This window comes from Microbacterium enclense (assembly GCF_001456955.1).
GTDB classification, from domain to species: domain Bacteria; phylum Actinomycetota; class Actinomycetes; order Actinomycetales; family Microbacteriaceae; genus Microbacterium; species Microbacterium enclense.
This window is the reverse complement of record NZ_KQ758468.1, coordinates 419,591-435,044: the sequence shown is the minus strand read 5'-3', so window position 1 is coordinate 435,044 and position 15,454 is coordinate 419,591. Positions and strand designations below refer to the sequence as shown.

17 protein-coding genes and 1 tRNA gene are annotated in these 15,454 nt (G+C 66.3%); 7 read left to right on the top strand and 11 right to left on the bottom strand.

The genetic code is table 11. The features are described from left to right. Positions 1-96 precede the first annotated feature (96 nt). From AS029_RS17205 to AS029_RS05465, 5 genes are all read left to right on the top strand, one after another. Positions 97-552: a hypothetical protein gene (locus AS029_RS17205; RefSeq protein ID WP_139168022.1), complete on the top strand. Its 456-nt coding sequence runs from the start codon at positions 97-99 to the stop codon at positions 550-552. After that, positions 549-776 (top strand): hypothetical protein, encoded by a 228-nt coding sequence (locus AS029_RS05470; protein ID WP_058231562.1) that lies wholly within the window; start codon positions 549-551, stop codon positions 774-776. The genes AS029_RS17205 and AS029_RS05470 overlap by 4 nt, the downstream gene beginning before the upstream one ends. Then, the gene (locus AS029_RS17200) at positions 773-1,198 is read left to right on the top strand and encodes an endo alpha-1,4 polygalactosaminidase (RefSeq protein WP_139168021.1); all 426 of its coding nucleotides are present in this window, start codon (positions 773-775) and stop codon (positions 1,196-1,198) included. Before AS029_RS05470 ends, AS029_RS17200 begins: the two co-directional genes overlap by 4 nt. Positions 1,199-1,200: 2 nt before the next feature. Further along, positions 1,201-1,437, top strand: a complete 237-nt coding sequence (locus AS029_RS17195) for a hypothetical protein (protein ID WP_139168020.1) — start codon at positions 1,201-1,203, stop codon at positions 1,435-1,437. Positions 1,438-1,755: 318 nt separating this feature from the next. After that, positions 1,756-2,328: a recombinase family protein gene (locus AS029_RS05465; protein ID WP_058231561.1), complete on the top strand. Its 573-nt coding sequence runs from the start codon at positions 1,756-1,758 to the stop codon at positions 2,326-2,328. A 75-nt stretch (positions 2,329-2,403) separates the two neighbouring features. Here AS029_RS05465 and AS029_RS05460 read toward each other — a convergent pair whose 3' ends face one another. Together AS029_RS05460 and AS029_RS05455 are read right to left on the bottom strand one after the other, a co-directional pair. Beyond that, on the bottom strand, positions 2,404-3,180 hold the full coding sequence (locus tag AS029_RS05460) for a toll/interleukin-1 receptor domain-containing protein (RefSeq protein ID WP_074615851.1): 777 nt from the start codon (positions 3,178-3,180) through the stop codon (positions 2,404-2,406). 59 nt (positions 3,181-3,239) lie between these two features. Continuing rightward, positions 3,240-4,124 carry a hypothetical protein gene (locus AS029_RS05455; RefSeq protein ID WP_139168019.1) on the bottom strand — a complete coding sequence of 295 codons (885 nt, stop codon included), beginning with the start codon at positions 4,122-4,124 and terminating at the stop codon, positions 3,240-3,242. Between the two features lie 740 nt (positions 4,125-4,864). Between AS029_RS05455 and AS029_RS05445 the strand changes: the two genes are divergently transcribed. Further along, the gene (locus tag AS029_RS05445) at positions 4,865-5,722 is read left to right on the top strand and encodes a hypothetical protein (protein ID WP_058231557.1); all 858 of its coding nucleotides are present in this window, start codon (positions 4,865-4,867) and stop codon (positions 5,720-5,722) included. A gap of 296 nt (positions 5,723-6,018) precedes the next feature. On the opposite strand, the gene AS029_RS05440 is transcribed toward AS029_RS05445, so the two are convergent. Next, the gene (locus AS029_RS05440; protein ID WP_058231556.1) at positions 6,019-6,207 is read right to left on the bottom strand and encodes a helix-turn-helix transcriptional regulator; all 189 of its coding nucleotides are present in this window, start codon (positions 6,205-6,207) and stop codon (positions 6,019-6,021) included. 81 nt (positions 6,208-6,288) lie between these two features. Here AS029_RS05440 and AS029_RS05435 point away from each other — a divergent pair, with 81 nt between their 5' ends. Next, on the top strand, positions 6,289-7,515 hold the full coding sequence (locus AS029_RS05435) for a tyrosine-type recombinase/integrase (protein WP_058231555.1): 1,227 nt from the start codon (positions 6,289-6,291) through the stop codon (positions 7,513-7,515). A gap of 72 nt (positions 7,516-7,587) precedes the next feature. Here the strand turns inward: AS029_RS05435 and AS029_RS05430 are convergent. The 8 genes from AS029_RS05430 to recO all read right to left on the bottom strand — a co-directional run bounded on the left by AS029_RS05430 (position 7,588) and on the right by recO (position 15,381). After that, a tRNA-Asn gene (locus tag AS029_RS05430) sits at positions 7,588-7,663 on the bottom strand. 62 nt (positions 7,664-7,725) lie between these two features. Then, positions 7,726-8,499, bottom strand: a complete 774-nt coding sequence (locus AS029_RS05425; protein WP_058231554.1) for an ATP-binding cassette domain-containing protein — start codon at positions 8,497-8,499, stop codon at positions 7,726-7,728. Positions 8,500-8,709: 210 nt separating this feature from the next. Continuing rightward, positions 8,710-10,548: a DNA primase gene (dnaG, locus tag AS029_RS05420; RefSeq protein WP_058231553.1), complete on the bottom strand. Its 1,839-nt coding sequence runs from the start codon at positions 10,546-10,548 to the stop codon at positions 8,710-8,712. Then, positions 10,548-11,870 carry a deoxyguanosinetriphosphate triphosphohydrolase gene (locus AS029_RS05415; protein WP_372494422.1) on the bottom strand — a complete coding sequence of 441 codons (1,323 nt, stop codon included), beginning with the start codon at positions 11,868-11,870 and terminating at the stop codon, positions 10,548-10,550. The genes dnaG and AS029_RS05415 overlap by 1 nt, the downstream gene beginning before the upstream one ends. Position 11,871: 1 nt before the next feature. Beyond that, the gene (gene dusB / locus AS029_RS05410; RefSeq protein ID WP_058231551.1) at positions 11,872-13,038 is read right to left on the bottom strand and encodes a tRNA dihydrouridine synthase DusB; all 1,167 of its coding nucleotides are present in this window, start codon (positions 13,036-13,038) and stop codon (positions 11,872-11,874) included. Positions 13,039-13,119: 81 nt separating this feature from the next. After that, positions 13,120-13,803 (bottom strand): DsbA family oxidoreductase, encoded by a 684-nt coding sequence (locus AS029_RS05405; RefSeq protein ID WP_058231550.1) that lies wholly within the window; start codon positions 13,801-13,803, stop codon positions 13,120-13,122. A 46-nt stretch (positions 13,804-13,849) separates the two neighbouring features. Further along, on the bottom strand, positions 13,850-14,656 hold the full coding sequence (locus AS029_RS05400; RefSeq protein ID WP_058231549.1) for an isoprenyl transferase: 807 nt from the start codon (positions 14,654-14,656) through the stop codon (positions 13,850-13,852). After that, positions 14,653-15,381: a DNA repair protein RecO gene (gene recO / locus AS029_RS05395; RefSeq protein WP_058231548.1), complete on the bottom strand. Its 729-nt coding sequence runs from the start codon at positions 15,379-15,381 to the stop codon at positions 14,653-14,655. The genes AS029_RS05400 and recO overlap by 4 nt, the downstream gene beginning before the upstream one ends. Between the last annotated feature and the right edge of the window lie 73 nt (positions 15,382-15,454).

Sequence of the window (15,454 nt, the reverse complement as noted above, 5' to 3'; positions counted from 1 at the left end):
CCTTTCTTCCTCTAGACACCAGGGATTACAGGGATTATGGCTTCAGGCAGAACCTCAACGGTGGTGAATCACCCACAGAGAAACCGCATCGACCAAATGTTGGACGACGGCGTTTCATACCGTGCAATCAGCACGGAAATGGGCGTGACAGTTTCCAGCATCGGCAGATACGCGATTTCTCGGAAGTCGCAGTTGGCGTGTGTCATGGACGATGAACCGAACACCGTCGATATCGGCCTGCGACTCCGGGAAGCCGCCGACAATGCACGCGACCTCCGCAGGCGCGTCGCTAGTGCAGGAACCCCTCTCGCACAGGCACGAGCTATCAAAGTGGAGACCGACAGCCTCGCCGCTCTGCGCTCACACGTGGGCGGGGATGACCTCACAGCGCTCGACATTCTCGAAGAAGCGCAGGATGTCGTGAACGCCGTTACCGACCTCGCGAAGTCCCACCCCGCAGCCGCTTCCGCCCTTGCTGACCATATGGCTGAGCGGAAAAGCCTTCGCGACCTCACCGCAAGCCTCCGAACCCGAATCGAGAAATACAAATGAGCATCAAGAACTATCCCCGACGAATCAAGGCCTTGAGCCACTTCACTGCGCCGGACGGTGGCTGGAGTGGGTTCCTTGCCAGCCCCGGTGACGTACTCGACATCAGCGAGCACATGTACAAGCAGACGGTCGGAACAGATGGGCGGTCTTGGCTCGACCTCACCCCTGAACAACAAATTTCACAGTACGGCGAGCAACGCTTCGCCGTGGAGGAGACATCATGAGCACAAGCATCTACCCCCGCGTTATTCACGCCTTGTCCACATTCACCTTGCCCGACGAGAACCTAAACTCCGCATGGGCATCATCCGGTACTCTGCTTCACCGGGGACAGACGGTGACCGTTACTGCCAACCACTACGAAGCAACCAAGGACCGCTTTGGAGAGTCGTGGTTGGACTACTCGGAGGAAGAGCAGGAAGCCCGCTGGGGTGAGGTTCGTTTCCGTGACGGTGCTGCACCCGACGACGTAAACGCCTGGGATAACGACCCCGGCCTAGCTCGACTCCTTCGTGAGACAGCCTTGAAAGACGCCCGAGGGCTACAGAACACCGCTGAGCGCGCCGACGCCGTAGCCGCCGTCTTCCGGAAGTACGGTCGTGGCCAGACCTCCCAGTCTCTCGGCTACGTTCCAGAGCACAGGTAATCATGATGTTCGCAGAAGCAGACGACGAGCGGGCCAAGAAGTTGGCTGACGCTCTCACCGCCCGCCTCACGCAGCGCAAGGTAGACGAAGAGACTGCCACGCGCGCCTGGATTGCCGATGCGCGAGCTAACGCCGGAGCGGCAGCAGCAGCACGCCGTTACGAGAACGTCGAAGCGCGATTCGGCGCTGACCGTACAGCCCGAGAAGCCGAATACATCGAGCGAATCGCGAACCTGTAACTAGAAATGCTTGGGGCTAGGCGTGAGTGGAACCCGCCGAACCTCAAACCGTCGCCCGAGACTCCTAACTGACGAGGGGCGACGAAGGGCAGACGCCGACCGGGTTCTAGTTCCCCCGGAGAGCAGACGCCAGAGACACCCCCGCCCTCGGGACAGCAATCATCAGAGGGCGGGGGTGTCTTGCTGTCTCTCAGAAACGATGCTCCAGTGAGAACCGGCGAAGTGGCCGGAACGGCCCCAGAACCGCGATTTCGGGCGCGTCAAAACCCGTTGCAAATTGAGTTGCACAAACGGTCGGATAGATGAGAGAGTTGACGCATGTCAACCTCCACAGGTACCCGTCTCGGCTATGTCCGTTACAGCACGAGCAAGCAAGACGGCTCCCTCCAGCATGAAGCGCTCGACAAAGCGGGGGTGCTCAAGCGCAATCGCTACTCCGACGAAGGTGTCAGCGGCGCGAAGACCGAGCGTGAAGGCCTGAAGGCCCTCCTTGCAGATGTCGAACCGGGAGACACAATCGTGGTCTTTAAGCTCGACCGCATCGGGCGCTCCACGGCCCACGTCGCGCAGTTGATTGCCGACCTGACAGCACGAGGCGTGTTCATCGAGTCGATTAGCGACGGCCTGAACTCCTCCACTCCGACCGGTAGGGCCATGCTCCAGATGCTCGCAATCTTCGCCGAAATGGAGCGGTCCTTCATCCAGGAGCGCACGACAGCGGGACTCGCAGCAGCGAAGGCCCAGGGCCGGTTAGGTGGCCGACCGAAGACGGAGAACGCAAAGGCCCGCAAGGCTCAAGCCCTCCGCGATTCTGGCGAGAGCGTGCCAGAGATTGCTCGTACCCTGGGAATCAGCATCGCAACCGTGTATCGCGTCACCAAGGCGGCGTGACGGCCACGCTGTACCCCCTAAAGGCCGCACCAGTGTCTACCCGTTCTCTAAATGACTGGCGCGTCCCCGTGACAGTTAGAACGGCGTTATTTCACCTTCTGATATAGCGACCCACAGTAGGCCACCAGGGCGCGCCAGGTTGTTGATGAGCACAGCCTCAGTGGCCGGGTTGTAGTCGATGACACCGTGGTAAGCATCCCCGTAGTGGAATGTCGAGCTACCGAACCTTTCTGCCAGCAGGTCTACTCGGAACAAACGTTGTGCATCCTCATCTATCGAGGCCCCTAGCGGCATCTTCGCCAAGGCTCGGACATGCTCCAACACCTCCTCCAACATGGACTCGGCGGTCCTGGTCGTCTTCGGACTAGCAGCAACGACTCCCGCACTCGCGACGGCGCTGTCCAGCTCGTCCCACTTCGCGCCAAACATGGTGTCGATGGTGGCCTCAGGTAGGCCGGGTACGAGGAGGGCGAGGTCGCGCACGAACTGACGCATGTCATCCCTCTCGGTGAGAAGCGTGCTCTGAAATTGCGCTATCGGGCCTTCCACGTCCGCCCGAGACACGTCCACAAGCAGGGGCGCCACCTTGCCCAACCCCAGCGACTTCCCCAACGCGCCCGCTTCAAAGTTCACCCACGGGGAGTTCAGGTTGTCGCGCGTGAGAACGACGATGCCGTAATCCCTATCTTGGAGCTCACCGGCTATCACCTCCATGCCACGTTCGCCGCGACGTATGTCCTGGCTCGACACGAAGCACTCGACTCGACCAGCCAGAACCGTAGGCAACCAAGTGCGGAGAGCCTCCGCCACGAGACGAGATGCGTTGCCGGACCAGCTGATGAAAATCTTCACGTTGCCAGGCTAGCGACCGGGCGCGCGCCCCGGAATTAGCCCACTCCCGGTGGCGGGTACTACTCGTTGTTGTACTCCTCGTAGTCCTCGTAGTCGGCGGGGTCACCCTCAGCTTCGAACTCCAGGGGCACGCCCTCAACGATTTGAAGCAGTTCGTAGTCGTCAATCACCAGGTGGCAGTTTGCGCACTGGAACGCCGCCGTCGCCACCGTGAGGGTGACACTGACGCTGGTCCAGAAGTCGTCGTCATCGACGTAATGCTCGGTTCGACTGTCGAGGACTTCCTCTCCACCGAACTCACCCAACTCGCTTTCGCAAGCGGGGCATTCGGTGGGTTGGGAGTACTCCCACTGTTGGAGGGTGAAGAGATTCCATTCAGCCAGCCGTCGCCCGGACATGTTGTCGGTCCGGAAGAGTCGCAATCCGACCCTCGCAGACTCAAGGGCGGCTTCGAGCCGCTTCTGCCGGTGCTCCCGGTTCGCAGCTAGGTAGGTCTCGACCGCCCCCTCTCGCGAGGGGCCGACGAAATCACCCACGGTGCGTTCCACGTGGCTCAAAAGGATTTCCGCTTGCGCCCAGTATCGCGGCCACCAGGCGGATTCCGGAATGGCGTCGAAACCAACGCGCGCGCCGTGGATGTACTCGTTCCGGCCCTCGGCGATAAGGCCGGCCTCCTTGCCGTTGAAGGGCCGGAACGCACGTGCGCACCTTGACCACACGGTTTTTGCCTGGACCGTCACGAACCGCTTGGAGGCATCGATGAGTCCGCTCGCAACAAGCAAGCTGGCACCATCGTCGTCTACCGCATTCGCGATGAGCGCCGGATTTACGCGAGACAGGGCAGACTTTCCCAGCATCTCCAAGGCGCTTGCAGCCCAAAACGCTGACTCCTCGAAGTCACGGTCCGCATCAAGCGCACGGTTTATGAACAGGCGCGCCTTCATCCAAAGCCCCTCGGTGTCCCAGGGCGTGACTGCACTCAACTCTTCTCCAATCGAAACGTCAGCCTTTCGAGCCGCCTCGTTTCGTCGCCCTCCGCTACCGCAGACCGGGCGTGGAGGCAGCGTCGGTTGTCTATGAGAAGCACCAGGTTGGGTGAGTCCCAGTGGTGCTCTTCCGCGCTAGCCCTGAGAGACGTGAAATATCCGACAGCCTCCCTCGCCATACCGTCGCTGGGACTCATGCAAACCGGGTCGTAGCGGATGCGTCCGCCGTCGACCGCAGAAGTCAGGAAGCTTCCCTGCTTCGTGCGCACCGTGAAAATTCCCGACCGCGCGTAAGCCGGGACCGTAGGGTAGGTCGAGCTTCCCGCCCACACGATGGTCGGCGTGGCGCTCGGTTCGCTGGCACACAGGGCGATGACATCGGGAGGTCTGTGGAGGTGCGCTCCGTCCGTGTGCAGGGGTTGTTCTTCCAGCCCGTAGACGGCGCTCATCGTATTCGGCGGTGCCTCTTGCTCGGTGTAGGGCCGCAAGAACGAATGGGACCGCCCCCGTTGGGTAGCAGTGGGTTGCGCACCCGCCACAGCTAACGTGCGCCGCAGGTCGCCCGCAGTCCCAGAAGCGACAACCCAACCGCGCCGGTTCAATTCTTGGAGCAACCTCGCGCCATCCATGCCAAGAGGCTATCGCGGCCCCCTCTCGTTAGAAGACGTCGCTAGAATTGGTTAGCTAAGTTGAGTGACATGGCCTTCACCGCAACCGTTCTCAGCGTCATGATTGCATCTCCCTCAGACACCGCCGACGCTCGTGACTCCGTGGAGAAGGCACTTCAGTCGTGGAACGACACCAACTCTCGGAACCGGGGTGTTGTCCTGTTGCCCTGGCGATGGGAGACTAACGCGGTTCCTGTGCTGGGTGGCCCACCGCAGGCGCTCATTAATTCTCAGGGTCTCGACAGTGCGGACATCGTGTTTGCGCTCTTCGGCAGTCGCCTTGGGTCTCCCACGACGGAATCTGTCTCCGGAACGGTCGAGGAGATTGAGGGCGCGACTAGCCGAGATGTCCCTGTGCACTTGTACTTCTCCACCGCGCCTCTCCCTCACGATGTGGAAGTGCGGCAGATTGAGGGGTTGCGTGACTTCAAGGCCGAGATTCAGGCCCGTGGCTTGTATGGGGAGTACGCGAACCCCACGGAGCTAACGGTCAAAGTTTGGCAGTCCGTGGAGCACGACTTGGCGTCGCTGCATCTCCTCTCTCCGTCCACCGAGGTTGATACTCCCGGCGGTATCACCTGGTTAGTGCAGCCACGGCGCGAGTCATATGTGAACTACAACCTCAGAGGCGTGCCCAGCAGCGGCACTCGCAATTGGCTTGAAATTACGAACCGGCATGCCACGAAGGATGCCGAGGAGGTCCGCTTCTCGATGAACGAAGAGGACGCGGGCGTTCTGCTCAGCGCCCCAGAGGAAGCAGTCACCGTTCATTCGGGTCAGACCAAGCAGCTAGGCCTCCAGTACATGCTTGGCGGGGCTGGCTCACCCAAGGTGACCATTCGATGGGTCGAGAGCGGCAAGCAGAAAGAACAGACGTTCTTCATCTAGGCCATGTCGTGTTGCCCTCCCCAGGCGGTGTTCTCTCCCGTGTCCGGGTGAACCGCGTAAGCGAAGTAGAACGGGTTGCGCGCGCCGCTCAGGCGCTTTGTCTCGACCCGGCCTATGAGCTTCCCGTAGAGCCTCACCGCATAACGCGGTAGTTCCGTTCGTCGTCTCGGGTTCGCCCGCGGAAGAAGCGAGACAGCGACTCCGGGGGCGTGCATGGCGAGGACGCTACACAGGAGGTCCGACATCGTGGCACGTGATGACTCGGGTGCTGTTAACCTCTGCGCATGCAAAAGCCGTCAGGTGGCATCACGCTCCCCCGCGAGCAACCACGCATCCACGTCGCTCTGTCTGTAACGGATGCGACTGCCCGCGTGGATGAAGCGGGGTCCAGTGCCGCGATAGCGCATCTGCGCGAGGGCGGGCACGGAGCGACCCAGGTAGGCCGCAACGGCAGAAGGAGTGAGGAGCGTGTCTGTATTCGTCATGGGCACCTATACGCCCCACTCCGCCGATTGTCGAACGGTCACAGAAGTTCACAACTGAGCACGAGAGGCGTACGAGCAATCATGGACACCCGCGTATGGATTGCCGACAGATGGATGAAGCGCAACCCCGCCGACGCCAGCAAGAAGGTGAAGAGTGCCGCCTACGGCAAGGGCGACCGCTGGCGTGTGGTGTGGACCGACCCCGACACGAAGAAGGAAACGTCTAAGAGCTTCAGTAAGCGGGCCGACGCTGACGCCTTCCGCGCGAAGACCGAGGATTCGTTACGGGGTGGCGTGTATGTAACGGCTCAGGTTGCAGCGCTCACTGTGGGCGATGCTGTCTCGGCATGGCTGGCGTCCAAGAAGCGCCCCAAAGGGTCCAGCATGGCCAGGTACAAGGAAGCGATGGAGAACTATGTCCTTCCCCGCTGGCAGGGGACACTCCTCACTGCCGTCAAGCGTCAGGACATCGACGCATGGATTTCGGCTCTTATAGACGGCTCAGCGCCCCGTAGAGACGATATGAGGGCACACCGGGGCGGCTTGTCCCCCGCGAGCGTCCAGGCGGTCTACGGGCGGCTCAACTCCGCTCTCGTCTTCGCCGTGGGGCAGGGGTGGATTCGAAAGAATCCGGCGACCGGCGTCGAGATTCCCAAGGTGAAGGGCGAGCCGGTCGTCTTCCTCACTCACGCAGAACTGGAAGCCCTCATCAGTGCCACTCGGGAGCACGGGAGCGCATCAGACGCGGCTCTCGTCGCCGTTCTCGGGAATGTCGGCATCCGTCCAGGCGAAGCCGCAGCGCTGACGGTAGATGACGTGAAGCTGACCGCACGGCGTATCGAGATTTCCAAGACGGTGACGATTGACGAGAACCGGCATCCCATCGTCGGGGACTCCCCCAAGACGTACGCCGGGATTCGGGCGGTACCCATCCCCCCGCACCTTCTCGCGGACCTCGAATCGCTTACCAAGCACAAGCAGCCGACCGCGCCCCTGTTCACGAGCAAGAACGGCGAAGCCCTCAACATGTCCAACTGGCGTAACAGGGTGTGGAGCAAGGTCACGGATGCCGCAGGAGTGCCTGAGGGGCTGACGCCGAAGGGATTGCGACACACTGCCGCATCCCTGGCCATTGGTGCAGGCGCTGACGTTCTCGTGGTTCAGCGGATGCTGGGACATGCGACAGCAACCGAGACGCTGAACACCTACGCCAAGCTCTGGCCCGACCGGCTGGACGAAGTAACCGCGGCGATGTCGAGGGCGCGGGCCGCAGCCCTGAACGGGAAGAGTGCGCAATCCCGGTCCTGACGAAATCCTGAATGGCCCCGAAAATGAGAACCGCCCCTTCCCTAGGACTTCCCAGGTGAGGGGCGGTTTTCTTGGCTCCCCGGCTTGGACTCGAACCAAGAACCTATCGGTTAACAGCCGATTGCTCTGCCAATTGAGCTACCGAGGATCATGCCCGCCTTGCGGTGGGCAACCCCACGATACTAACAGCACGCGGGGGCGACGAGAAAATCAGGGGGCCGAAAGACGTCGCTCGGGCGTGCCGTCGGGGGTCCACTGCACGGCGTGGTCGCCGTGCCCGAGGCCGACCGCGTGCCCGGCGTGCAGGACGAGCACGTCGGCATCCAATTCACGCGGGGCCTCGGCGTCGTTCGTGACGATCAGCGATGCCATCCCCCGCTCGTCACGCCGGCGGGTGATCGCCGAGCGCGCCGCGGCCCGGACTTCGAGGTCGAGATTGGCGTAGAGGTCGTCGGCGACGAACAGGCGGGGCTCGAGCACGAGGGCGCGGGCGAGGGCGACGCGCTGTCGCATCCCCGCGCTCAGTTCGTACGGGTACTTGGGCGCGGTGCCGAGCGGCAACTCCATCTCGTCGAGGAGCGTGGCGACCCGCACCGCGAGCGCGCGCGTGTTGACACGACGGTCGCGGCTCGTGATCGGCTCCGAGATGACGTCGTGCACGGTCAGGCGCGACGGGAGCGCCGCGCCCGCGCCCTGCGGCAGGTACCCCGTGTGGAAGACCCACTCGCGGCGCGCCCGCCCGGGGTGGCGTGCGGAGATTCCGTGCACCCGCGCGTCGCCGCCGACCACGCCGAGGCCGTCATCGGGGTCGCCCGACAGAAGTGACACGAGCGACGTCTTGCCGGAGCCCGTCGCTCCTCGCACAACGAGCGTCCGCCCCGGCAAGAGGGTGAAGGTGATGCCGTCGATGACCCGCACGCCGTTGCGGGCGAGGGAGAGATCGTCAGCGCGCAGAACGACGTCGGTGTCGAGAGTCCGGGGCATTCCCTCATCCTCGCCCACCCGGAGAACGGATGCCAGCGGCGCGCGCGGGCGAGCCGGTTCGGTGCGGTCGTGGACGCGGCGCCGAATCCATCCGCGCCGCCCTGACCGCGCCCCGCGTCGAGCCCCTCAGGGGCCCCGCCTTCGCGCGCGATGCCCACAAGGGTCCCGGCGAGCCGTCCCGGCGGACGCCCCGCCGAGTCCGCGTCGAGGCTACGACGCGATCAACCTCTGCCGGTCGGCATCCAACTCCCGCAGGCGCAGGCGCAGGCGCCGGCCCTCTTCCGAATCGGCGGGCACGCGCTGGATCCCTCGCAGCAGCTCGTCCTTCTCGCGCTGCAGCTCGCGCACCAGCAGGCCGCGGGCGAGGTCGTTCGCCGAGGCCACCGCGCCCTCTTCGGTGCGGGCGGGGAACTCCGCCGTGAGAAGCTCCGCCGCGAGCGACCGGAACGGCTCCCGCACCGCTTCCACCGCAGCCACCGCCCAGCCCGGCTGCGACAGATCGGTGGATGCCAGGGAGCTGCGCACGGCCTCGAGTGCGGGGTGGCCGAAGGGCAGCTGCAGCGCGCGCAAGAACACGTCGGGGTCGATCCGGTGACCGTACTGCAGGAACGCCATCATCGCGCCTCGCTCGAGCGCGACGTCGCGGGTGTTGGGCAGGGACGCCATCGTGACCGAGATCGCGATCGGGGCGGGCTCGGCGACGCGGGCGTTCTCGCGCTGCTCGGCACGGTCGGCTCCGCGGGCGGCGCGCTCCACCGCGGCCTGCACCTCGGGCATGTCGAGACCGAGACGGCGGGCGAGCACGCGCACGTAGCCGGGACGCAGCGAGGGATCCCGGATGTCGGCGACGATGGGCGCCGCCGCGCGCAACGCCCCCGCGCGGCCCTCCACACTCCCCAGGTCGAAGTCTTTCAGCCGCTGGTCGATGACGAACTCGAACATGGGGTTCTTGTTCTCCATCAACGCGCGCACGGCCCCGTCACCGCGCTGCAGCCGCAGGTCGCAGGGATCGAGTCCTTCGGGGGCGACGGCGACATACGTCTGGGCGGCGAAGCGCTTCTCATCGGCGAAGGCGCGCAGTGCCGCCTTCTGCCCCGCGGCATCCGGGTCGAAGGTGAAGACGACCTCGCCCGACGAGCTATCGTCGCCCATCACGCGGCGGAGCACGGTGATGTGGTCGCTGCCGAACGCCGTTCCGCAGGAGGCGATCGCGGTGGTGACACCGGCGAGGTGGCAGGCCATCACGTCGGTGTAGCCCTCGACGACGACCACCCGGTGCGAGCGCGAGATGTCGCGCTTGGCCAGGTCGAGGCCGTAGAGCACCTGCGCCTTCTTGTAGATCGGCGTCTCGGGGGTGTTGAGGTATTTGGGGCCCTGGTCGTCGTCGAAGAGCTTGCGCGCGCCGAACCCGATGACCTGACCGGTGACGTCGCGGATCGGCCACACCAGCCGCCCGCGGAAGCGGTCGTAGACGCCTCGCTGGCCCTGCGACACCAGCCCCGCCTGCACGAGCTCGTCGCGGCTGAACTTCTGCGCCGACAGGTGGTCGAGCAGGTTCGACCACCCCTTCGGGGCATAGCCCACGCCGAAGTGCGCCGCCGCCCCGGCGTCGAAACCGCGATCGCCGAGGAACCGGCGTCCGGTCTCGGCCTCGGGACTCATCAGCTGCGCGCGGAAGAACTCCGCCGCCGCCGCGTTGGCGGCGTACAGCCGTGAACGGCCGGTCGTCTCGGGGGCCGCTCCCCCGTCTTCGTAGTGCAGGGTGTAGCCGACGCGCGCGGCCATGCGTTCGACCGCCTCGGTGAACGACACGTGGTCCATCGCGCGCAGGAACGAGTAGACGTCGCCCGATTCGCCGCAGCCGAAGCAGTGGTAGTACCCGACCTGGGGTCGCACGTTGAAGCTCGGCGAGCGTTCGTCGTGGAAGGGGCAGAGTCCCTTCATCGACCCGACGCCGGCGGGCTTCAAGGCGACGCGTTCCCCGATGACGTCGGCGATGTTGACCCGCGCCTTCACCTCATCGACGTCGGCTTGGCGGATGCGGGCCATCAGGCATCCGCTCCCCGGGCGGCGCGAGCGCCGGGCGCCCAGACGCCGAGCTCGGCGGCATCCACTTCTCCGACGAGTCGGCCGTGCCACGCGATGGCGAGCTGGTCGGTGAGGCTCGCGACCTGGTCGACGACCACGCGGCGCCGCGCGGTGTCGTCGGTGGCCGCGGCGAAGTCGGGGGCGTGCAGGGCATCGAGCGCGCCGGGGTTCTCCCACAGGGCGGATGCCAGGCGCTTGAGCACGTTGCGCTGCTCGCGGTAGAGGACCTTGCGGCCGTCGATCGAGACCACGGTGGCGCCGATGATGCCCTTGAGCACCGCCATCTCGACCTCGACGTCGGCCGGGACGACGACGTGCGCCCGGTAGCGCGTGAGCTGGTCGGTCGGGTACGCCTCGCGGGTGGCCGAGGTCGCGGCGCGGGCGAAGCGGCCGATGAGGTCGGACGTGAGGTTCTTGAGGCGCGCGAGGGCGGGACGCGTGCCGTCGAACGAGGGGATCCACTCCGGCATCGCCATCAGCCGCTCGAGGCCGGCGTCGAGGTCGTCGCGCACGAAGTCGTAGCCCACCCAGCGCTGGATCGCGTCGAGCAGACCCTCCCGGCCGACCCGGGATGCCAGGCGCGCGGGGTCGACGTAGCGGTTGACGACCGCGTCTTCGAAGTCGTGCACCGAGTAGGCGATGTCGTCGGAGAGGTCCATGACCTCGGCCTCGATGCAGCGCCGGCGGGCCGGGGCTCCCCCGCGCATCCAGTGGAAGACCGGCTCGTCGTCGGGGTACACGCCGAACTTTAGGCGCCCGCCCGGGTCGGGGACCGGCTCGTCGGCGGTCCACGGGTACTTGCACGTGGCGTCGAGGCTCGAGCGCGTCAGGTTCAGCCCGAACGGCTCGCCCTCGGCTCCGAACACCTTCGGCTCGAGGCGGGTCAGGATGCGCAGCGTCTGCGCATTGCCCTCGAAGCCGCCGATGCCCTCGGCCCACTCGTTCAGCGCCCGCTCGCCGTTATGGCCGAACGGGGGGTGGCCCAGGTCGTGGCTGAGACACGCGGTGTCGACGACGTCGGGCGACAGCTGGAGCGCCGTCGCCAGCTCGCGCCCCACCTGCGCGACCTCGAGCGAGTGCGTCAGACGGTTGCGGGCGAAGTCGGCGGGGCTCGCCGGGCTCAGCACCTGCGTCTTGGCGGCCAGACGGCGCAGCGCCGCCGAGTGCAGCACGCGGGCGCGGTCGCGGGCGAAGTCGTCGCGCTGCGAGCGGTGCTTCTCGACGTGGAACCGCGCGGCATCCGCGTCGTCGTACCCGAGGGGGCGGGCGGCGGTCACCGCCACCTCACCCGCCACTGTGGTGCAGTTCTGCTGCGGCGAGCTCGCGGCCGGCCTCGTCGCCGATCTCGTGCGAGTCGAGCCAGCGATCGGGAAGCGCCGGACGCTTCGGCGTGCCCGCGCGACCACGTTGGCCCTCGGCCGCGGCCCCGGGGTAGGGCGCGTCGAGCTGCATCGTGGCGAGCAGCTCGTCGATCTCGTCGAGGGTCGAGGCGGTCGCGAGAGCGGCACGCAGCTCTCCGCCGACGGGGTACCCCTTGAAGTACCAGGCGACGTGCTTGCGGATGTCGCGGCATCCGCGCCCCTCGTCGTCGAAGAACTCCACGAGCAGCTCGGCGTGCCGGCGGAACGCGCGCGCCACGAAGCCGAGGGTCGCATCGACGGGTTCGCCGTGCGCGGCACCGGGCCCGCCCAGGGCCCGCGCCAGATCGCCGAAGAGCCAGGGGCGGCCGAGGCAGCCGCGACCGACGACCACGCCGTCGCAGCCCGTCTCGTGCATCATGCGCACGGCATCGTCGGCCGACCAGATGTCGCCGTTGCCGAGCACGGGCACGCTCGTGACCGTCTCTTTGAGCTTCGCGATCGCCGACCAGTCGGCGTGGCCCGAGTAGAACTCGCTCGCCGTGCGCGCGTGCAGGGCGATGGATGCCACCCCCGCCCCCTCGGCGATACGGCCGGCCTCGAGGTAGGTGAGGTGATCGGCGTCGATGCCCTTGCGCATCTTGATCGTCAGCGGCTTCTCGCCCGCAGCCCGCACCGCCCGCTCGACGATCTCGCGGAACAGCGAGGTCTTCCACGGCAGTGCCGCGCCGCCGCCGCGGCGCGTGACCTTGGGCACCGGGCAGCCGAAGTTGAGGTCGATGTGGTCGGCATGGTCTTCGTCGACGATCATCGTCACCGCGGCCTCGACCGTGGCCGGATCGACGCCGTAGAGCTGGATCGAGCGCGGCGTCTCGGACTCGTGATGGCGGATGAGGCGCATCGTGGTGTCGTTGCGTTCCACGAGCGCGCGCGTCGTGATCATCTCGCTGACGTAGAGACCGGCACCGTACTCGCGGCACAGCCGGCGGAACGCGGTGTTCGTGATGCCGGCCATGGGCGCGAGCACGACCGGAGCGTCGAGCTCGATGTTGCCGATGCGGAGCGTCCGCGCCGGAGCCGTTGCCGTGGTCATCGTTCCATTCTCCCAGACGTCGTGCGACAGCGGTGCCCGCCTCGACCGGGATCGGAGGCGGACACCGCTGTGGAGGAAGGGTCAGGCGTCGGCGGTCGCGGATGCCTCGCGACGCTCGCCCCACACCTGGCGGGCGATCTGCGTGAACGCCTCGACCGGCTGCGCGCCGCTCACGCCGTACTTGCCGTCGATGACGAAGAAGGGCACGCCCTGGATGCCGTATTCCTGCGCCTGCGCCTGGTCGGCGCGCACCGCGGCGCGGTAACGCTGCGAGGACAGCGCATCGCGCGCCGCGTCGCCGTCGAGACCCGCCTCGACGGCGAGCTGCACGAGGTCGTCGTCGCGACCGACGTGGCGCCCCTCGAGGAAGTACGCCGACATCAGCAGCTCGGCGAGCTCCAGCTGGCGGCCGTTCTCCTTGGCGAAGTGCAGCAGCTCGTGCGCCTTGACGGTGTTGGTGTGCTGAAGGATGTCGAAGCGGTAGGCGAGCCCGGCCTCGGCGGCGACGCCGGTCACGCGGTCGAGCATCTCCCGCGCCTGCTCGGGCGAGATGCCCTTGTGCTGCGAGAGGTAATCGACCTCACCGCCGTGGAAATCCTCGGGGGTGTCGGGTGAGAGCTCGAACGAGTGGTACTCGATCTCGACGACCGGGGCGTCGTCGTCGGCGGCCGTGGCGGCCAGGCCGTTCTCGAGGTTTCGCTTGCCGATGTAGCACCAGGGGCAGGCGATGTCGGTCCACACGTCGATCTTGATGGCATCCGTCATATCGCGTGCAACCTTTCGCGTGATCGATCTATTCCGCTTCCGGCATTCACTGCGCGGTGGGGGTGTCCACCGCTCCACCGAACCGCCGGTCGCGCGAGAGGTAGCGCCCGATCGCGTCCCACAGGTGCGTGCGGCGGAAGTCGGGCCACAGCGTGTCGAGGAACACCATCTCGGCGTACGCCGACTCCCACAGCAGGAAGTTCGAGGTGCGCTGCTCGCCGCTCGAGCGTACGAAGAGATCGACGTCGGGCATGTCGGGCTGGTAGAGGTTCTTGCGGATCAGCTTCTCGGTCACGGCCGACGGCTTGAGCCTTCCGGCGGCGATGTCGTCGCCGATGCGGCGCATGGCATCCACGATCTCCACGCGCCCGCCGTAGTTCACGCACATCGTCAGGGTGAGGGTGGAGTTGCCCTCGGTGAGACGCTCGGCGTGTTGCAGTTCTTTGATGACCGAGCCCCACAGGCGCGGCTTACGACCCGACCAGCGGATGCGCACGCCCCACTCGTTGAGCTGGTCGCGCCGGCGGTGCAGCACCTCGCGGTTGAAGCCCATGAGGAAGCGCACCTCGTCGGGCGAGCGCGACCAGTTCTCGGTCGAGAAGGCGTACACCGACAGATGCTTCACGCCCGCCTGGATGGCCCCCGCGACGACGTCGAGCAGTGCGGCCTCGCCCGCGCGGTGCCCCTCGACGCGAGTGAGGCCCTGGCGGTTCGCCCAGCGACCGTTGCCGTCCATGACGATCGCGACGTGCTCGGGGACCGCCCCCTTCGGGTAGGCCGGCGGGTACTCCCCCGTCCAGTCCAGCGGGCGGTACGGCACGGCGTCGCGGTGCGTGAACGGCTTCGGTGTCATCGATGCGACTCCAGGTGCGTCAGGGAACGGATGCCGCGTTCCAGGTGGAACTGCGCGTACGCGGCGACGAGGCCCGAGGCGGCCGCGACCGTGCGGCCCGGGGCGTCGTCGATGGTCTCCCACTCCCCCGCCATGAGGGCGCGGAGCATGTCGACCGTGTCGCGGGCCACCCGCGGCGAACCCGCCGGCGCGCAGGCCGAGCAGACCACGCCGCCCAGTTGGGCGAGGAAGTACGGGTGATCGCCGACCGTGCCGCACCGCGCGCACTCGGTGAGTCCCGGCGCCCAGCCCGAGAGAGCCATGGCGCGCAGCAGATACGAGTCGAGCACGCTGCGCTCGGAGTGATCACCGCGGGCCAGCGAGCGCAGCCCGCCGACGAGCAGCAGGTACTGCTGGGGCGTCGCCTCGGCCTCGTTCAGCCGATCGGCGGTCTCGACCATGGCGCTGGCGGTCGTGTACCGGTCGTAGTTCACGACGATGTCGGCGCCGTACGATCCGAGCGACTCGGCCTGCTGAACGATGTCGAGGTTGCGTCCCTTGAACAGCTGCACGTCGGCGACCATGAACGGCTCCAGCCGCGAGCCGAATTTCGACGAGGTGCGCCGCACGCCCTTCGCGACGGCGCGGATCTTGCCGTTGCGCCGGCTGAGGAGAGTGAGGATGCGGTCCGCCTCCCCGAGCTTGTGGGTACGCAGGACCACGACTTCGTCGCGGTAGGTGGGCACAGTCCATTATCGACCTCGCCCGCTGCGAGGGGCCTGCGCGGCGCACCGCACGGTACGCCGCGTGAACGGAACA

Coding starts and splice junctions, on each gene's coding strand:
- AS029_RS17205 (WP_139168022.1), top strand. CDS start 97: ATGTTGGACGACGGCGTTTCATACCGTGCAATCAGCACGGAAATGGGC.
- AS029_RS05470 (WP_058231562.1), top strand. CDS start 549: ATGAGCATCAAGAACTATCCCCGACGAATCAAGGCCTTGAGCCACTTC.
- AS029_RS17200 (WP_139168021.1), top strand. CDS start 773: ATGAGCACAAGCATCTACCCCCGCGTTATTCACGCCTTGTCCACATTC.
- AS029_RS17195 (WP_139168020.1), top strand. CDS start 1,201: ATGATGTTCGCAGAAGCAGACGACGAGCGGGCCAAGAAGTTGGCTGAC.
- AS029_RS05465 (WP_058231561.1), top strand. CDS start 1,756: ATGTCAACCTCCACAGGTACCCGTCTCGGCTATGTCCGTTACAGCACG.
- AS029_RS05455 (WP_139168019.1), bottom strand. CDS start 4,124: ATGAAGGCGCGCCTGTTCATAAACCGTGCGCTTGATGCGGACCGTGAC.
- AS029_RS05445 (WP_058231557.1), top strand. CDS start 4,865: ATGGCCTTCACCGCAACCGTTCTCAGCGTCATGATTGCATCTCCCTCA.
- AS029_RS05440 (WP_058231556.1), bottom strand. CDS start 6,207: ATGACGAATACAGACACGCTCCTCACTCCTTCTGCCGTTGCGGCCTAC.
- AS029_RS05435 (WP_058231555.1), top strand. CDS start 6,289: ATGGACACCCGCGTATGGATTGCCGACAGATGGATGAAGCGCAACCCC.
- AS029_RS05425 (WP_058231554.1), bottom strand. CDS start 8,499: ATGCCCCGGACTCTCGACACCGACGTCGTTCTGCGCGCTGACGATCTC.
- dnaG (WP_058231553.1), bottom strand. CDS start 10,548: ATGGCCCGCATCCGCCAAGCCGACGTCGATGAGGTGAAGGCGCGGGTC.
- dusB (WP_058231551.1), bottom strand. CDS start 13,038: ATGACCACGGCAACGGCTCCGGCGCGGACGCTCCGCATCGGCAACATC.
- AS029_RS05405 (WP_058231550.1), bottom strand. CDS start 13,803: ATGACGGATGCCATCAAGATCGACGTGTGGACCGACATCGCCTGCCCC.
- AS029_RS05400 (WP_058231549.1), bottom strand. CDS start 14,656: ATGACACCGAAGCCGTTCACGCACCGCGACGCCGTGCCGTACCGCCCG.